Annotated in this window: 16 protein-coding genes; 3 read left to right on the top strand and 13 right to left on the bottom strand. The window is 48.4% G+C overall.

Going from position 1 to position 14,431, the window contains the following annotated elements:
• Nucleotides 1-43 precede the first annotated feature (43 nt).
• The 3 genes from NST70_RS05520 to typA all read right to left on the bottom strand — a co-directional run bounded on the left by NST70_RS05520 (nucleotide 44) and on the right by typA (nucleotide 3,800).
• Nucleotides 44-1,372 carry a PhoH family protein gene (locus NST70_RS05520; RefSeq protein WP_014095599.1) on the bottom strand — a complete coding sequence of 443 codons (1,329 nt, stop codon included), beginning with the start codon at nucleotides 1,370-1,372 and terminating at the stop codon, nucleotides 44-46.
• 186 nt (nucleotides 1,373-1,558) lie between these two features.
• Nucleotides 1,559-1,891, bottom strand: a complete 333-nt coding sequence (locus tag NST70_RS05515) for a YlaH-like family protein (protein ID WP_014095600.1) — start codon at nucleotides 1,889-1,891, stop codon at nucleotides 1,559-1,561.
• Nucleotides 1,892-1,955: 64 nt separating this feature from the next.
• A complete protein-coding gene (gene typA / locus NST70_RS05510) occupies nucleotides 1,956-3,800 on the bottom strand; it encodes a translational GTPase TypA (RefSeq protein ID WP_046721199.1) in 1,845 nt (614 codons plus the stop codon).
• A 124-nt stretch (nucleotides 3,801-3,924) separates the two neighbouring features.
• Between typA and NST70_RS05505 the strand changes: the two genes are divergently transcribed.
• Nucleotides 3,925-4,110, top strand: coding sequence for a YlaF family protein (locus tag NST70_RS05505; RefSeq protein WP_014095602.1), 186 nt, complete (start codon nucleotides 3,925-3,927; stop codon nucleotides 4,108-4,110).
• 12 nt (nucleotides 4,111-4,122) lie between these two features.
• On the opposite strand, the gene NST70_RS05500 is transcribed toward NST70_RS05505, so the two are convergent.
• Together NST70_RS05500 and NST70_RS05495 are read right to left on the bottom strand one after the other, a co-directional pair.
• On the bottom strand, nucleotides 4,123-4,917 hold the full coding sequence (locus NST70_RS05500) for an inositol monophosphatase (protein WP_014095603.1): 795 nt from the start codon (nucleotides 4,915-4,917) through the stop codon (nucleotides 4,123-4,125).
• Between the two features lie 202 nt (nucleotides 4,918-5,119).
• Nucleotides 5,120-5,314: a hypothetical protein gene (locus NST70_RS05495; RefSeq protein WP_014095604.1), complete on the bottom strand. Its 195-nt coding sequence runs from the start codon at nucleotides 5,312-5,314 to the stop codon at nucleotides 5,120-5,122.
• A gap of 195 nt (nucleotides 5,315-5,509) precedes the next feature.
• Here NST70_RS05495 and NST70_RS05490 point away from each other — a divergent pair, with 195 nt between their 5' ends.
• Nucleotides 5,510-6,130 carry a DUF1054 domain-containing protein gene (locus tag NST70_RS05490; protein ID WP_014095605.1) on the top strand — a complete coding sequence of 207 codons (621 nt, stop codon included), beginning with the start codon at nucleotides 5,510-5,512 and terminating at the stop codon, nucleotides 6,128-6,130.
• A 123-nt stretch (nucleotides 6,131-6,253) separates the two neighbouring features.
• Here the strand turns inward: NST70_RS05490 and NST70_RS05485 are convergent, their stop codons facing one another.
• Nucleotides 6,254-6,541 (bottom strand): UPF0223 family protein, encoded by a 288-nt coding sequence (locus tag NST70_RS05485; protein WP_014095606.1) that lies wholly within the window; start codon nucleotides 6,539-6,541, stop codon nucleotides 6,254-6,256.
• A gap of 34 nt (nucleotides 6,542-6,575) precedes the next feature.
• Complete coding sequence (locus NST70_RS05480) at nucleotides 6,576-6,734, bottom strand: hypothetical protein (protein WP_014095607.1); 159 nt, start codon at nucleotides 6,732-6,734, stop codon at nucleotides 6,576-6,578.
• Nucleotides 6,735-6,854: 120 nt separating this feature from the next.
• On the opposite strand from NST70_RS05480, the gene NST70_RS05475 reads away from it, so the two are divergent.
• Nucleotides 6,855-8,324: an aminotransferase class I/II-fold pyridoxal phosphate-dependent enzyme gene (locus NST70_RS05475; protein ID WP_014095608.1), complete on the top strand. Its 1,470-nt coding sequence runs from the start codon at nucleotides 6,855-6,857 to the stop codon at nucleotides 8,322-8,324.
• Nucleotides 8,325-8,452: 128 nt separating this feature from the next.
• Here the strand turns inward: NST70_RS05475 and NST70_RS05470 are convergent, their stop codons facing one another.
• The 6 genes from NST70_RS05470 to pdhA all read right to left on the bottom strand — a co-directional run bounded on the left by NST70_RS05470 (nucleotide 8,453) and on the right by pdhA (nucleotide 14,064).
• A complete protein-coding gene (locus NST70_RS05470; protein WP_014095609.1) occupies nucleotides 8,453-8,563 on the bottom strand; it encodes a GapA-binding peptide SR1P in 111 nt (36 codons plus the stop codon).
• Nucleotides 8,564-8,702: 139 nt separating this feature from the next.
• On the bottom strand, nucleotides 8,703-8,945 hold the full coding sequence (locus NST70_RS05465; RefSeq protein WP_026683831.1) for a hypothetical protein: 243 nt from the start codon (nucleotides 8,943-8,945) through the stop codon (nucleotides 8,703-8,705).
• Nucleotides 8,946-9,131: 186 nt separating this feature from the next.
• Entirely contained in the window at nucleotides 9,132-10,544 is a 1,413-nt protein-coding gene (gene lpdA, locus NST70_RS05460; protein ID WP_014095611.1) for a dihydrolipoyl dehydrogenase, read from the bottom strand.
• A gap of 4 nt (nucleotides 10,545-10,548) precedes the next feature.
• Nucleotides 10,549-11,862, bottom strand: a complete 1,314-nt coding sequence (locus NST70_RS05455) for a dihydrolipoamide acetyltransferase family protein (RefSeq protein WP_014095612.1) — start codon at nucleotides 11,860-11,862, stop codon at nucleotides 10,549-10,551.
• Nucleotides 11,863-11,976: 114 nt separating this feature from the next.
• A complete protein-coding gene (locus NST70_RS05450; protein ID WP_014095613.1) occupies nucleotides 11,977-12,954 on the bottom strand; it encodes an alpha-ketoacid dehydrogenase subunit beta in 978 nt (325 codons plus the stop codon).
• 3 nt (nucleotides 12,955-12,957) lie between these two features.
• On the bottom strand, nucleotides 12,958-14,064 hold the full coding sequence (gene pdhA, locus NST70_RS05445) for a pyruvate dehydrogenase (acetyl-transferring) E1 component subunit alpha (protein ID WP_014095614.1): 1,107 nt from the start codon (nucleotides 14,062-14,064) through the stop codon (nucleotides 12,958-12,960).
• Nucleotides 14,065-14,431 lie beyond the last annotated feature (367 nt).

The raw sequence follows: 14,431 nt of genomic DNA, 5'->3' as shown, positions 1-14,431 counted from the left end.
AACGTTTTAAGACAGCTGCTCCCGGTTTTTTCATATAGTGGTCTTACAAAAGGTCTGCCGCGATTTGCGCGAGTTTTGAGCGCTCGCCCTTAAGCAGCTGCACATGCCCGGCGAGCGGCACATCTTTAAATTTCTCAACGACGTACGTCAGCCCGTTATTGTAAGCATCCAAATACGGGTGGTCAATTTGTTCCGGATCCCCCATTAACACGATCTTACTCTGTTCCCCTACCCTTGTTAAAATCGTCTTCACTTCATGCTTGGATAAATTTTGCGCCTCATCAATAATGATATATTGCTCCGGGATGCTGCGCCCGCGGATATACGTCAGCGCCTCCACCTCAATCGAACTCATGCCGGACAATATGCCATCAATTTCTCCCGCTTTTTTCGTATTAAACAAAAACTCAAGATTATCGTAGATGGGCTGCATCCACGGCCGCAGCTTTTCCTCTTTTTCTCCCGGCAAATAGCCGATATCTTTGCCAAACGGAACAATCGGACGAGCGACCAAAAGCTTTTTATAATCATGCAAATCTTCCGTCTGCATCAGGCCTGCAGCAAGGGCAAGCAATGTTTTGCCCGTTCCCGCTTTTCCGGTCAGGGTGACGAGCGGAATATCGGGGCGCAGCAAAAGTTCCATTGCCATCCACTGCTGGGCGTTTCTCGGCTTAATTCCCCAGACAGCATCCTGCACATGAAAGAGCTTTTTCGCCGTTTTTCCAGCCTGATCCACAATGGCAATTGCGGAAGCCGAGCTGCCGAGCGCATCTTTCAAAATCAGAAATTGGTTCGGGTAGAACGGGTGGTTGGCAATTTCGCTCAGCGACAGTTCCTGCTTTTCATAAAACCGTTTCAATAAATCGGGGCTGATATACATTTCCATTTGCCCGGTATAAAGATGATCGAGGCTTACGACACGGTCGTTTAAAAAATCTTCCGCCAACAGGCCGAGCGCGTCCGCTTTTACCCGGACGAGCGCATCTTTGCTGACAAGAATCACCGGGCGGCCATTTTCTTTTCTCTCTTCTTCCAGCGATAAATTTTTCGCAACCGCGAGGATCCGGTTGTCATTTGTTTTTTCCACGAAAATATCCTGCAGCTGGTGAAAGGAGCGGTGATTCAGCTCAATTCTGAGCACACCCCCGTTTTCAAGCGGGATTTTCTCATGCAGTTTTCCGGCTTGCCGGAAACCGTCCATTAATTTGGATACCTGGCGCGCATTTCTGCCGATTTCGTCCATATTTCGTTTTTTAGAATCCACTTCTTCCAGTACAACAGCCGGTATGACAATTTCATTATCTTCAAAAGAAAAGATGGCATATGGATCCTGGAGCAATACATTGGTATCCAAGACGTATATTTTCTTCAAATCGATGCCCCCTGCTTCATATGGATTATGTTAGTTTATGTGAGCGCGGTGTGACCTGTTCATCGCTGGGATTGGACAAAGGACCAGGCACTGCTAAAGTATATGTACGGGCAAGTCCGGTTAGAATCATTGCGCGCGTCCAGTTCTTTTGCGGCACAAAAAAAAGCTTCCGGAACCGGAAGCGTGCTACATTGGAAAACGTTCCTTTTTTTCAGTTTTTTTATGCTGATACAGGCGGATTTTGTAAACGCCGAGCACAACAGCCGCTAAACAGAGCGACTCCCCCACGGGCAAAAAGATGGCAAAAAACGTGAGCAGCGTGCATCCCAAAAGGAGCAGTACATAAATAACAGCAGATTTCAGAACTGGCAACTTTCTCGCAAATCCGAGCCGGTAGACAATGACCGAAAGAACGACGATGGTCAGATACAAGGCCCACATCCCCGGTTCCGGGTTTTCATCCACTTTGTACAACGCCGCAAAAAATGACAATTGGTGGTGAACCGCCTCGCTTGTCATCCTATCTCCCCTTTTCCCCTTTGAATATATGAAAGAACAGGGTCATGCCGGCCCTATTCTTTGCTTATGCATTCTCTGCTGCTTTTGCCCGTTTCTGCGCTTTTTCGCGCTCGCTCTTATTCAGGATTTTTTTGCGCAGCCGGATTGATTCTGGCGTCACTTCGCAATATTCGTCGTCGTTCAGGTATTCGAGCGCCTGTTCTAACGACATTATGCGCGGCTTTTTGATGACCGCCGTCTGGTCTTTTGTTGCCGAGCGGACGTTTGTCGCGTGTTTTGCTTTCGTAATATTGACAGCAATATCATTTTCACGGGAGTTTTCCCCGACGATCATGCCTTCATAAATGTCCGTGCCTGGCTCGACAAACAGCGTGCCACGGTCTTCCACCTGCATCATGCCGTATGTCGTGGCTTTGCCCGTTTCCATGGAGACGAGAACGCCGTTTCTGCGGCCGCCGACACGACCAGACTGCATTGGCTGGTAGGAATCAAACGTATGGTTTAAAATGCCGTAACCCCTCGTGAGCGTCATAAATTCGGTCGTATAGCCGATCAATCCGCGGGCCGGGACATTGAAAATCAGGCGGACTTGTCCATTTCCGTTATTGATCATATCGAGCATTTCGCCTTTCCGGGAACCGAGCGACTCAATAATCGCACCGGTGTGTTCTTCCGGTGTATCGATTTGGACACGTTCCACCGGTTCGCATTTGACGCCGTCGATTTCTTTAATGATCACTTTCGGTTTTGAAACCTGCAGTTCAAACCCTTCACGGCGCATATTTTCAATTAAAATGGATAAATGCAGTTCCCCCCGTCCAGATACAACCCATGCATCCGGAGAGTCAGTGTTTTCAACACGCAAGCTGACATCCGTCTGCAGCTGCGAACGGAGCCGTTCTTCAATTTTCCGCGCCGTCACAAATTTTCCTTCACGGCCGGCAAACGGGCTGTTGTTGACAAGGAAAGTCATTTGCAAAGTCGGCTCATCAATGCGGAGCGGCGTCAGTGCTTCCTGGTGTTCAACCGGGCAGACCGTTTCCCCGACATTGATGTCTTCCATTCCGGATACCGCAATTAAATCCCCGGCATATGCTTCCTCAATTTCTTCCCGCTTCAGCCCGAAGAAACCGAACATTTTGGTGACACGGAACTGCTTGACGCTGCCGTCCAGCTTCATCAATGCCACCTGCTGGCCGACATGCATTTTTCCGCGGAAAATGCGGCCGATGCCGATCCGCCCGACATAATCGTTGTAATCAAGCAGGGCAACCTGGAACTGGAGCGGTTCTTCGCGGTTGTCGACAGGTGCCGGAATATGTTCGATAATCGTATCAAACAGCACTTTCATATTTTCTTCCTGTTTGGCCGGATCCGGATCGAGGCTTGCCGTCCCGTTAATGGCGGAAGCATACACAACCGGAAATTCCAGCTGTTCATCATTAGCATCCAGCTCAATAAATAATTCAAGCACTTCATCAACCACTTCTTCAGGGCGTGCAAAATCGCGGTCAATTTTGTTTACGACCACAATCGGCGTCAAGTTTTGTTCCAGTGCTTTTTTCAGCACGAAACGCGTCTGCGGCATGCAGCCTTCATAGGCATCCACCACAAGCAAGACCCCGTCCACCATTTTCATAATCCGTTCGACTTCGCCGCCAAAGTCAGCATGTCCCGGAGTATCCAAAATATTGATTTTCTTATCTTTATAATGAACTGCCGTATTTTTGGCAAGGATCGTAATGCCTCTTTCCCGTTCCAGATCATTGGAATCCATTGCACGTTCTTCAACATGCTCATTGGCACGGAAAGTACCGGACTGCTTCAGCAGCTGGTCCACAAGTGTCGTCTTCCCATGGTCTACGTGCGCGATAATGGCAATGTTGCGTAAATCTTCTCTTCTTTTCAAAAACATTTCCTCCTGCCTAAACGCAAATCTATGTTAGTCTGTACCTTTAACTAAAATATTATAACACAATGCTGGCTTTATTAAAACATTTTCGCTAAAATAAGGGGAGAGGGAGGTTCATCATATGCGGGAAATCAAATGGGTATTTGTGTTCTTTTCACTGGCTGCATTCCTTTCCATGTGCGGCATCGGCGTTGCGATCGGCGCCCAAAGCGTTGCCGGCATTCTCGGTTGCACCGCGCTTCTCATTGTCATTATGGGATTCGGCTTTAAAACAAAGAAAAAAATGCGTGAAGAGGGGAAACTGTGAGCCCCTCTTTTCTTATTCCTGCCCTTTTAGATACCGCTTTAAAATTTCCTCATGCAGCCCGGGCTTGCCGGCAAACACGGAACTGTTCCCGAGCATATCGAGCGGGCGCCCGAAAACATCCGTCACAACGCCGCCCACTTCTTCCACGATCACTTTCCCGGCGGCAAAATCCCACGGCGACAGGCGCATCGTAATATAAGCATCAAGCCTTCCCATTGCCACATAAGCAAGCTCAAGCGCTGCCGACCCGTAACTCCTTGTGCCGCGCACATCCCTGACAAGCGCTGCCAGACGGGCCGGGTCGATACCCCTGTTTTCCACCATGCAATACGGATTCAGCGCAAGGATCGTATCTTCCAGCCTGTTTTGCGCAAGTAACGGAATCCGTTCCCCGTTAAAATAAGCCCCCTTGCCCTTTTCTGCAAAATACAATTCTTTCCGGACGACATCATAAATATAGCCCAGTTTGCCTTCTCCGTTCTCGTAGACCCCAATGGAAATCATGAAATTGACTTTTTGGTGGACAAAATTGACCGTCCCGTCAATCGGATCCACAATCCAGAGGATGCCTTCTGTATCACGAATATCCTCACCGAAGCCTTCTTCACCCAAAATGTGGTGATCCGGAAAGGTTGTCCGGATTTTGCCGATTAAAAATTGTTCTGTTTCCTTGTCAATATTGGTAACCAGATCATTGCGGTCCGATTTTGTTTCAATTTGCAGCGGTTTTTGCGAAGCAAGAATCCGCTCGCCCGCTTCCCTGATCCACCGGACGGCATATGTATTGATTTCTTCCCATCTGTCCATAGTCGGGCCCTCCATCTATGCAAATCATTTCCCTTAAGCGTAAAGGAAATAAAGACAATTATCAAGTTTTGAGAATGCGTCCGAAATCGTTTTCCCATAGCGGTTTTGTCAGTAAAGATGAACCTCTCCTGCACAAAAACGAACCCCATCTGTATCCAATACAGGGAGTCCGCTTTCAACGACATCCTGCCTTTTCGTTCCATTACATGGCTTTCATTTTCAGCAGTTCTTCACGGATTTTTTCCAGACGCTTAATCGACTTTCCTTTTTGCTCTTCATCTTTCATTTCCATCGCTTCATATAACGTAGCCAGTTCGTAATCCAGTTCCATGCGCAATACTGCAATCCGTTTTCTTTCATAAGGTTTTCTTTTCACCGAAGAGATTACTTGTTTCATTTTTCTTCACATCCTCCTGGGGTAATGATATGAATTTTCTGATATTATCTTTATATATATTATGTGTAATCTCGATTGATGTAACAAAATTGTGTGTATACCTATTTTTACCCACCGGCTTTTATTTGTTAAACCTCCCTGATGGATGATAAAATATGAATATCCCCATGGTTCATACAGAACGGAGGTGAACAAATGGGCATCACTGCTTTTACTGGACAGGATTTTGACGTTTTCCGGATCGAAGGCCTCGATCAGCGGATGGAACAGCTGAAATCAACCGTCCGTCCGAAACTTGAAGTATTGGGGGAGTATTTTTCGCCGGTTTTGTCGGTTTTGACCGGTGAAGAAATATTTTATCATGTTGCCAAACACGCCCGCCGTACCGTCAATCCGCCGAAAGATACGTGGGTGGCCTTTTCCCCTGGCAAGCGCGGCTACAAAATGCTTCCTCATTTTCAAATCGGGCTGTGGGAAGACCGGCTCTTCATTGTCACGGCCGTCATGAATGAGTGCCCGCAAAAAGCGTCCATCGGAAAAAAACTCGAAAAGAAAATTGATCCGATTTTAGAAAATATACCCGGCCATTACATTTGGTCGGATGATCATACAAAACCGGGTGGCATCCGCACTGACCGTATGAATCCCCATACTTTAAACACGTTTTTCAGACGGATGCAGGTTGTTAAAAAAGCCGAAATGCTTTGCGGGCTTGAGATCCCGCGGGAAGAAGCAGCCGGCATGTCCCCGGATGAACTGGCCAAAACGATCGAGGACGTCTTTGTACATGTATTACCCATCTACAAAATGGCCTAAACAGCATGCAGAGTGGAAAAAAGCGCGCCGGAACACGGTGCGCTTTTTCTCCTGTGCCGATTCGTAATTTGCAGACAATTTAAAAGCAGCATCAGCGGGTGATGCTGCTTTCTTTCCGTGCCGCTAATCGCGCGATCCGTTTTTATCCATTTTAATGACCGGTCCCTGCTCTTCCTTCATTTTCTTGATGGCCCGGTACGGGGAATAACCGCTCGCCTCTTCAAATTCATTGCATATATTCCGCTCATCCGCCTTCCCGGGGACGATTTCTTTAAAACGGCGGTACCTGGCAAGCAGCACATCCCGGTTGACCCCTTTTTCATATGCTTCTTCCACCGCTTCGAAAAATTGAACGGCGTCGATGACTTCCTGTGTCGACCAGTCAGCTGAAATCGGATATGGATATTCCATCCAAACCACCTCGCTTTTCTTCTGTATACCCGTTCTATTTTACCTGAATCGCTTCCGCCTGGCCAATGATGCCGCCATCTGCCGGAATACAAGGGCTACCATCCGTTTGGTTTCCCATGGCTCCCCGCCTTGTACATTCACCGTCTAGCTTCCCCTCATTTCTCCATGCTTTATGCGCTTTATCTTTTTCCATTGCCCGCATCCGGCTTTTTTTCCCTGTGCAAAGAAAAACTATTTAAAAACTGTGTCCGGAATGCTATAATTCATCTTGTTTTTCTTCAAAAGCAAGCAATGAGATAAAGAGGTGGAATGATTGTCACAATATCACACGCCGTTATACACCGGGCTTCTCCGGCATATTGAACGAAATCCCGTCCAATTCCATATTCCCGGCCATAAAACCGGGCGCGGGATGGATCCTGATTTTCGCAAATTCATCGGCGACAATGTATTAAAACTGGATTTAATTAATATCGAGCCGCTCGATGATCTTCACCAGCCCCATGGCATGATTGAGGAGGCGCAGAAGCTTGCGGCGGAAGCATTCGGTGCGGATGCCACGTTTTTTTCCGTACAAGGGACGAGCGGCGCGATTATGGCCATGGTGATGAGCGTCTGCGGGCCGGGCGATAAAATTATTGTGCCACGCAATGTCCATAAATCGGTGATGTCTGCGATTGTGTTTTCCGGCGCCGTGCCCGTTTTTATCCACCCGGAAGTGGATCCTTTGCTTGGCATCTCACACGGCATTACCCCGGCGTCCGTTTCCAAAGCGCTCAAGCAGCATCCCGATGCGAAAGCCGTTCTGGTCATTAATCCGACCTATTACGGCATTTCCGCTGATTTGAATAGCATTGTGGATATATCCCATGCCTGCCATGTCCCGGTACTGGTGGACGAGGCACACGGTGTCCATATTCATTTTGACGATGAACTGCCAGTTTCCGCCATGCAGGCCGGCGCCGATATGGCCGCAACGAGCGTCCACAAGCTTGGCGGCTCGCTGACGCAAAGTTCGATCTTGAATCTGAAGGAAGGGCTTGTATCGAAAAAACGTGTCCAAAGCATTTTCAGCATGCTGACGACCACGTCCACTTCCTACATTTTACTGGCTTCGCTCGATGTCGCCCGAAAAAGGCTTGCAACCGAGGGAAGTACGATCATCAAGGAAACAACCCGCCTTGCGCAAAAAACACGGGAGCGTATAAACGAAATCGATCATTTGTATTGCGCCGGAAGCGAGATCCTCCAAACGAAAGCAACATATGATTACGATCCGGCAAAGTTGATCATCTCTGTAAAAGATTTGGGGATCACCGGCCATGATGCGGAAAAATGGCTGCGTGAAACCTACCATATAGAAGTGGAACTCTCTGATTTGTACAATATTCTTTGCATTGTGACGCCCGGGGATACGGAAACGGAGCTGGACTTGCTCGTTGAGGCTTTACACAGCTTGTCCGACACGTTCTCGCATTTGTCCGGCAAGGTAGGGGTGAAAGTGATGCTTCCCGAAATTCCATCGCTTGCCCTCTCGCCGCGTGATGCCTTTTATGCCGAGACGGAATCCATTCCGCTTTCCGGTTCTGCTGGCAGGATCATTGCCGAGTTTGTCATGGTCTATCCGCCGGGCATTCCAATTTTTATCCCGGGGGAAATTATTACGGAAGAAAACATTGCTTATATCCGGAAAAACATCGAAGCCGGCCTTCCCGTACAGGGGCCTGAAGACGAAACATTGCAAACGATCCGCGTCATTAAAGAACATCATGCCATTCAATAAGTTTGAAAAAGCAGGCTGGGGCCTTCCCGCCTGCTTTTTTGTCCCATCACGCAAAAAAAGCCGGGCAACAAGCCGGCCGAGAGAAAATGGACGCATGCATTGGAAAAATCAAGTGCTACAGTTCAGGACTATTCTTCTTCGTGTTTACATTGGTCACACGTTGAGTAAAGCACGGATACTTTTTCTTCCTCAACGTGGTCAATCGTGGCATCGCATGATTGGCAAACAATGATTCCCATCCGATTTTCCTCCCCTTTGCGCTTTTTGTAATCGCTTGTAATATTATAATATGTCATACTGGAGAAAAAATCAAGGATTTTGTATAACATATTTTAAATTATGTTATACAATTGAAAGCGTAATCATTTTGCGGTTGTTTTAGAAAATCAGTTTTGAAAATGACACTTCCACAAGCCCGTATACAGCGAGACTCAGCACCGTTACCACAGATGCAGCCCGGAGCGAATGCACAATTGATTTTGCCAGGGCAAAGGCAATGAATAAAAAAATAATGAACAGGGCGGCGGTAAAAATAGCTGGATCGTGATCGGACAACCACTCTGCCAGTTTAAAACCGCTCCATATCATGATCTGGAATAAAAATGCCACCGTACATTTCATTGTCCCACCTGCACCTTTCATCATAATTCAAAATATGCACGCAGTTTCGTTGTTATAACCTTGCCTGCCAGCACGAAAAAATCTGTCCCATATGCAGTTGTTACTGTTATAGCCTTATAGCGGCGCCTTTAAACGGAAAAAGGCTTCACGCCGGGGCAGCCTTCCCGGTGTGAAGCCTTTGAATCATTATTTTAAAATATGGACTGGGGTGCCGAGTGCCGCTTCGGCCGCTTCCATCGTAATTTCCCCTAATGTCGGGTGGGCATGGATCGTCAGCGCGATATCTTCCGCTGTCATGCCCGCCTCGATTGCGAGGCCGATTTCCGAAATAATATCGGAAGCGCTGATCCCGACGATTTGGCCACCGATCAACAGCCCGTCTTCTTTGCGTGTAATCAGTTTGACGAAACCTTCGCCGGCTTCAAGGGCAAGTGCCCGCCCGTTCGCGCCGTACGGAAATTTGCCGACTGCATAATCAATGCCCTCTTCTTTTGCCTGCTGTTCTGTATAGCCGACCGTTGCAAGTTCCGGATCAGAAAAGACAATGACCGGAATGCCGAGGTAATCCACTTCGGCCGGCTGCCCGGAAATGGCTTCGGCCGCAATCTTCCCTTCATAGGAGGCTTTGTGGGCAAGCTGCGGGCCCGGGACAATATCGCCGATGGCATAAATATTCGGCACGCTTGTCCGGCACTGTTTATCCACTTCGATAATGCCCCTGTCTGTCATCTTTAAATTCAACTGTTCAAGGCCGAGTTCATCTGTGTTTGGACGGCGCCCGACCGTAACCAGCACATAATCGCCTTCCACTTTTTGTTCCTGGCCTTTTGCTTCATACGTGACAACTACGCCGTTTTCCTTCTCTTCCACGCCTTTTGCCATCGCTTCCGTGATAATTTCGACACCCCGTTTTTTCAGCTTGCGGACAACGAGGGAAGTCATTTGTTTTTCAAACGCGCCGCCGATAATGTCTTTTGCCCCTTCCAAAATCGTTACTTTCGTCCCGAATTTTGCATAGGCTGTCCCGAGTTCCATTCCGATGACGCCGCCGCCGATAATGACGAGTTTTTCCGGAATTTCCTTCAAACTCAGCGCGCCGGTTGAATCAATGACGCGTTCTGAAAATTTGAAGGAAGGGATTTCAATCGGTCGCGAACCGGTTGCGAGAATCGCATTTTTAAATGTATAGGTTTGCGCTGATTTCTCGTCCATTACACGAAGCGTATGGTCATCGACAAAATAGGCTTCCCCGCGGACGATGTCAATTTTGTTGCCTTTTAACAGGCTTTCTACGCCTCCGGTCAGTTTTTTCACGACGCCGGATTTCCATTCCTGCACTTTCCCAAAATCAATTTTTGCATTTTCAACGGCAATGCCGAGCGCCTCGGATTCCGTTGCGTATTCATAGCGGTGCGCCGCCGAAATGAGCGCTTTTGAAGGAATGCATCCTACATTTAAGCAAACCCCGCCGATAAACTGCTTTTCAACGATCGTCACTTTTTGGCCGAGCTGGGCTGCCCGGATGGCCGCGACATATCCGCCAGGCCCTGCGCCGATTACAATTGTGTCGGTTTCAATTGGAAAATCTCCTACAACCATCAGATTACGCCTCCATTAATAAAAGTTCTGGATCATGCAACAAACGTTTGATATGATTTAACGCATTTTGTGCGGTGGCACCATCGATGATACGGTGGTCAAAACTGAGCGACAACGCCAGTACAGGCGCTGCAACAATTTCACCGTTTTTAACGACCGGCTTTTCTGCAATCCGGCCGATTCCTAAAATGGCCACTTCCGGACGGTTGATAACCGGTGTAAACCATTGCCCGCCGGCGGAACCGATATTGGAAATCGTAATGGAAGCGCCTTTCATTTCGTTCGGGGCAAGCTTTCCATCTCTTGCTTTTTCAGCCAGTTCATTAATTTCTTTGGAAACCGCAAATACCGGTTTGCGGTCGGCGTGTTTGACGACCGGCACAAGCAAGCCGCGCTCCGTATCAGCGGCAATCCCGATATTGTAATAATGCTTATGGATGATTTCATTCGTTTCATCATCAATCGAACTATTTAAAACCGGGTATTCCCGCAGCGTGCTGACGAGCGCTTTTACGACATACGGCAGGAAAGTCAGTTTGATGCCTTTTTCTGCCGCGATCTCTTTGAATTTTTTCCGGTGCGCGACCAGTGCCGTCACATCGACATCATCCATCAGCGTAACATGCGGCGCGGTTTGTTTCGAGTTGACCATCGCTTTTGCAATCACTTTGCGGATGCCGCTCATCGGTTCACGTGTTTCAGGGAATTCCCCTTCAGGAATAGCATTCTGGGAAGCAGGTGCCTGTGCTTCGGTTTTGCCGGTTTCCGCTTCCGGCTGCTGCGGCCCGTTCACATACGCATCGATATCTTCGCGGAGCACGCGGCCGTTTTTTCCGGTTCCGGACACAAGCTGGATATCGACGCCTTTTTCCCGGGCATATTTCCGTACGGATGGCATTGCGATCACGCGGCGATCCGCGGATTCGGAGCCATGTTCTGCTTCTTTTTCAGCAGGCTTGGCAGTTTCAGCTGTTTCCTGTTTTGCCGGTTCCGGTTTGGCCGGTTCCGGTTTTGCACTTTCTGCCGCCTCTTCTTTCTGATCTTGCCCATGATCCCCTTTAAATTTAAGATTTTCATATCCGGGCGCATCGAATTTTACAAGGACGTCGCCGACAACTGCGACGCTCCCTTCTTCAACAAGAATGTCTTCAACAGTCCCTTCCACAGGGGACGGAATTTCGACAACCGATTTGTCATTTTGCACTTCACAAAGCACATCATCTTCCGAAACTTTATCGCCCGGTTTAATAAACCATTTTACAATCTCGCCTTCGTGGATCCCTTCGCCGATATCCGGCAGCCTGAATTCAAATGACAAGGTGTTCACGCTCCTTTTTTCAAAATGCGCCCCCATCAAGGTGCAGCAAAAAACTTGATTGGAATGTATCTCGGTTCAACGCGCCGCCATCACCCGTTTACGGCAAAAACCGGTTTAGAATGTCAATGTCTCTTTTGCTTTTTCCAAAATATCTTTATAGGTCGGAATCCAAACGCCTTCCGCCTGCGAGAACGGATAAACGGTATCCGGCGCTGTTACGCGCAATACTGGTGCTTCCAGGCTCAAAATCGCGCGTTCGTTGATTTCCGCAACGACGTTTGCCGCAACACCAGCCTGGCGCTGTGCTTCCTGGACGACAATGGCGCGGTTTGTTTTTTCCACAGACGCCACAATCGTTTCTACATCAAGCGGGCTGACTGTACGGAGATCAACCACTTCTGCGGAGTACCCTTCTTTTTCAAGTTCATCCGCTGCTTTCAATGATTCATGGACCATTGCGCCGTAAGCGATAATCGAAATATCTTTTCCTTCCCGTTTTACATCGGCTTTTCCGAGCGGAATCGTATATTCTTCTTCCGGCACTTCTTCCCGGAAAGAACGGTACAGTTTCATATGTTCGAGAAAAACGACCGGGTCATTGTCCCGGATCGCGGAGATAAGCAACCCTTTCGCATCATAAGGCGTGGACGGAATTACAACTTTAATGCCCGGTGTTTGCGCCATGAGTCCTTCGAGGCTGTCCGCATGCATTTCCGGCGTATGCACGCCTCCGCCGAAAGGAGCGCGGATCGTAATCGGCATTTTCAAATCCCCGCCGGTGCGGAACCGGTATCTCGCCATCTGGCCGTGGATCGAGTCCATCGTTTCAAAAACAAAGCCGAAAAACTGGATTTCAGGAACCGGACGGAACCCTTGGAGCGCAAGCCCGATGGCAAGCCCGTTGATGCCGGATTCGGCGAGCGGCGTATCGATGACGCGGTCTTTGCCGAACTCTTTTTGCAGCCCTTCCGTTGCCCGGAAGACGCCGCCGTTTACGCCGACGTCTTCACCGAATACCAAAACATTTTCATCATTTTTCAACTCGGTCCTGAGCGCATCCGTAATTGCCTGTATCATCGTTAGTTGGGCCATGGCTTATTTCGACTCCTTTGCTTGGTAAAATTCGTATTGTTCCTTTAAAGTTTGCGGAAGTTCTTCGTACATCACGGAGATCAGATCCGTCACTTTCTGTTTAGGTGCGCTGTCCGCTTTCTTAATGGCAGCTTTAATATCTTCTTTCGCCTGTTCGATCGTTTCATTTTCCTGCTCTTCGCTCCACAGGTTTTTCTGTTCGAGGAACTTGCGGAAACGGACGAGCGGATCTTTTTTCGCCCATTCATTGTCAAGGTCTTCCGTACGATAACGCGTCGGGTCGTCCCCGCTCATCGTATGCGGGCCGAAACGGTAGCAGATCGTTTCAATCAGAGAAGGACCTTCTCCGGCGAGCGCCCGTTCGCGCGCGCGTTTTACCGCCGCATATACACTAAACGGGTCCATGCCGTCCACTACAATGCCCGGGATGCCTGCAGCCACCGCTTTTTGCGCCAGTGTTTTGGCCGCAGTTTGCACGGAACGCGGCGTTGAAATCGCGAACTGGTTGTTTTGAACAATAAAAACAGCTGGGGCTTTAAAAGCACCCGCAAAGTTGATGCCTTCGTAAAAGTCCCCTTGTGAACTGCCGCCGTCCCCTGTATATGTCACGGCAACGGCCTTTTTGCCGCGTTTTTTAATGCCGAGCGCAACGCCGGCAGTCTGCACATACTGAGCGCCGATAATGATTTGCGGCGGGAGAATGTTCAATTTTTCAATGCCCTTCATCCCGTCCACATGTCCACGCGACCATAAAAATGCCTGTTCAAGCGGAAGGCCATGCCAGATCAGCTGCGGCACATCGCGGTATCCCGGGAGAATGAAGTCCTCTTTTTCAAGTGCAAAATGGGAAGCAATTTGGGAAGCTTCCTGGCCGGCAGTCGGCGCGTAAAACCCGAGGCGGCCTTGGCGGTTCAAGGAAATGGACCGCTGATCAAGAATGCGCGTATACACCATTCTCCGCATCATTTCCTGAAGCTGTTCATCCGTTAAATCCGGCATGAGGGAATCGTTTACAATTTTCCCTTCTTCATTTAAGATTTGGACTGTTTCAAACTTTTCTTCAATATCATGAAGCGTCTTTACTTCATCAAGGTTTGTGCGTGAAGCCATCCCGTTCACCAATCCTTTCTTTATCCGCATATATGGATATACAATTTCGCCGATTTTAAAAAATGTGTGTTTACTGCAGAAACCGACAATTCTTTCAAGTAACCGCAATCATTTTTGGCCTGCCAAAAAAGCGCTGTATCAATAAAAAAGCGGATGTGACTAATACAACACTATATTCAACATATATAGAGTACATGAAAAATAAAAAAGCGTCAATTATAAACGCTTTTTCTATCCGATATTTTTTTAATATACCGAATCATTCTCCCCGGGAAAACTGTATCAATATGCAATTTAAACTGTACTATAAAAGCGGAAACGTTGCGAGAGAAGGTTTTCAGGAAAACCGGTTCCGAGGGCCCGAAAC

The organism is Weizmannia sp. FSL K6-0777, from assembly GCF_038593185.1.
Lineage (GTDB): Bacteria > Bacillota > Bacilli > Bacillales > Bacillaceae_C > Weizmannia > Weizmannia faecalis.
The sequence above is the reverse complement of the archived record's forward strand: the minus strand, read 5'-3'. Positions and strand labels throughout refer to the sequence as shown.

What these genes read in the sequence shown, in the direction of transcription:
- NST70_RS05465 (WP_026683831.1), bottom strand. Translation starts at nt 8,945, where the DNA reads ATGAAATGTACGGTGGCATTTTTATTCCAGATCATGATATGGAGCGGT.
- lpdA (WP_014095611.1), bottom strand. Translation starts at nt 10,544, where the DNA reads ATGGTTGTAGGAGATTTTCCAATTGAAACCGACACAATTGTAATCGGC.
- NST70_RS05505 (WP_014095602.1), top strand. Translation starts at nt 3,925, where the DNA reads ATGCGGGAAATCAAATGGGTATTTGTGTTCTTTTCACTGGCTGCATTC.
- NST70_RS05495 (WP_014095604.1), bottom strand. Translation starts at nt 5,314, where the DNA reads ATGAAACAAGTAATCTCTTCGGTGAAAAGAAAACCTTATGAAAGAAAA.
- pdhA (WP_014095614.1), bottom strand. Translation starts at nt 14,064, where the DNA reads ATGGCTTCACGCACAAACCTTGATGAAGTAAAGACGCTTCATGATATT.
- NST70_RS05470 (WP_014095609.1), bottom strand. Translation starts at nt 8,563, where the DNA reads ATGGGAATCATTGTTTGCCAATCATGCGATGCCACGATTGACCACGTT.
- NST70_RS05450 (WP_014095613.1), bottom strand. Translation starts at nt 12,954, where the DNA reads ATGGCCCAACTAACGATGATACAGGCAATTACGGATGCGCTCAGGACC.
- NST70_RS05515 (WP_014095600.1), bottom strand. Translation starts at nt 1,891, where the DNA reads ATGACAAGCGAGGCGGTTCACCACCAATTGTCATTTTTTGCGGCGTTG.
- NST70_RS05485 (WP_014095606.1), bottom strand. Translation starts at nt 6,541, where the DNA reads ATGGAATATCCATATCCGATTTCAGCTGACTGGTCGACACAGGAAGTC.
- NST70_RS05480 (WP_014095607.1), bottom strand. Translation starts at nt 6,734, where the DNA reads ATGGAAAAAGATAAAGCGCATAAAGCATGGAGAAATGAGGGGAAGCTA.
- NST70_RS05500 (WP_014095603.1), bottom strand. Translation starts at nt 4,917, where the DNA reads ATGGACAGATGGGAAGAAATCAATACATATGCCGTCCGGTGGATCAGG.
- NST70_RS05490 (WP_014095605.1), top strand. Translation starts at nt 5,510, where the DNA reads ATGGGCATCACTGCTTTTACTGGACAGGATTTTGACGTTTTCCGGATC.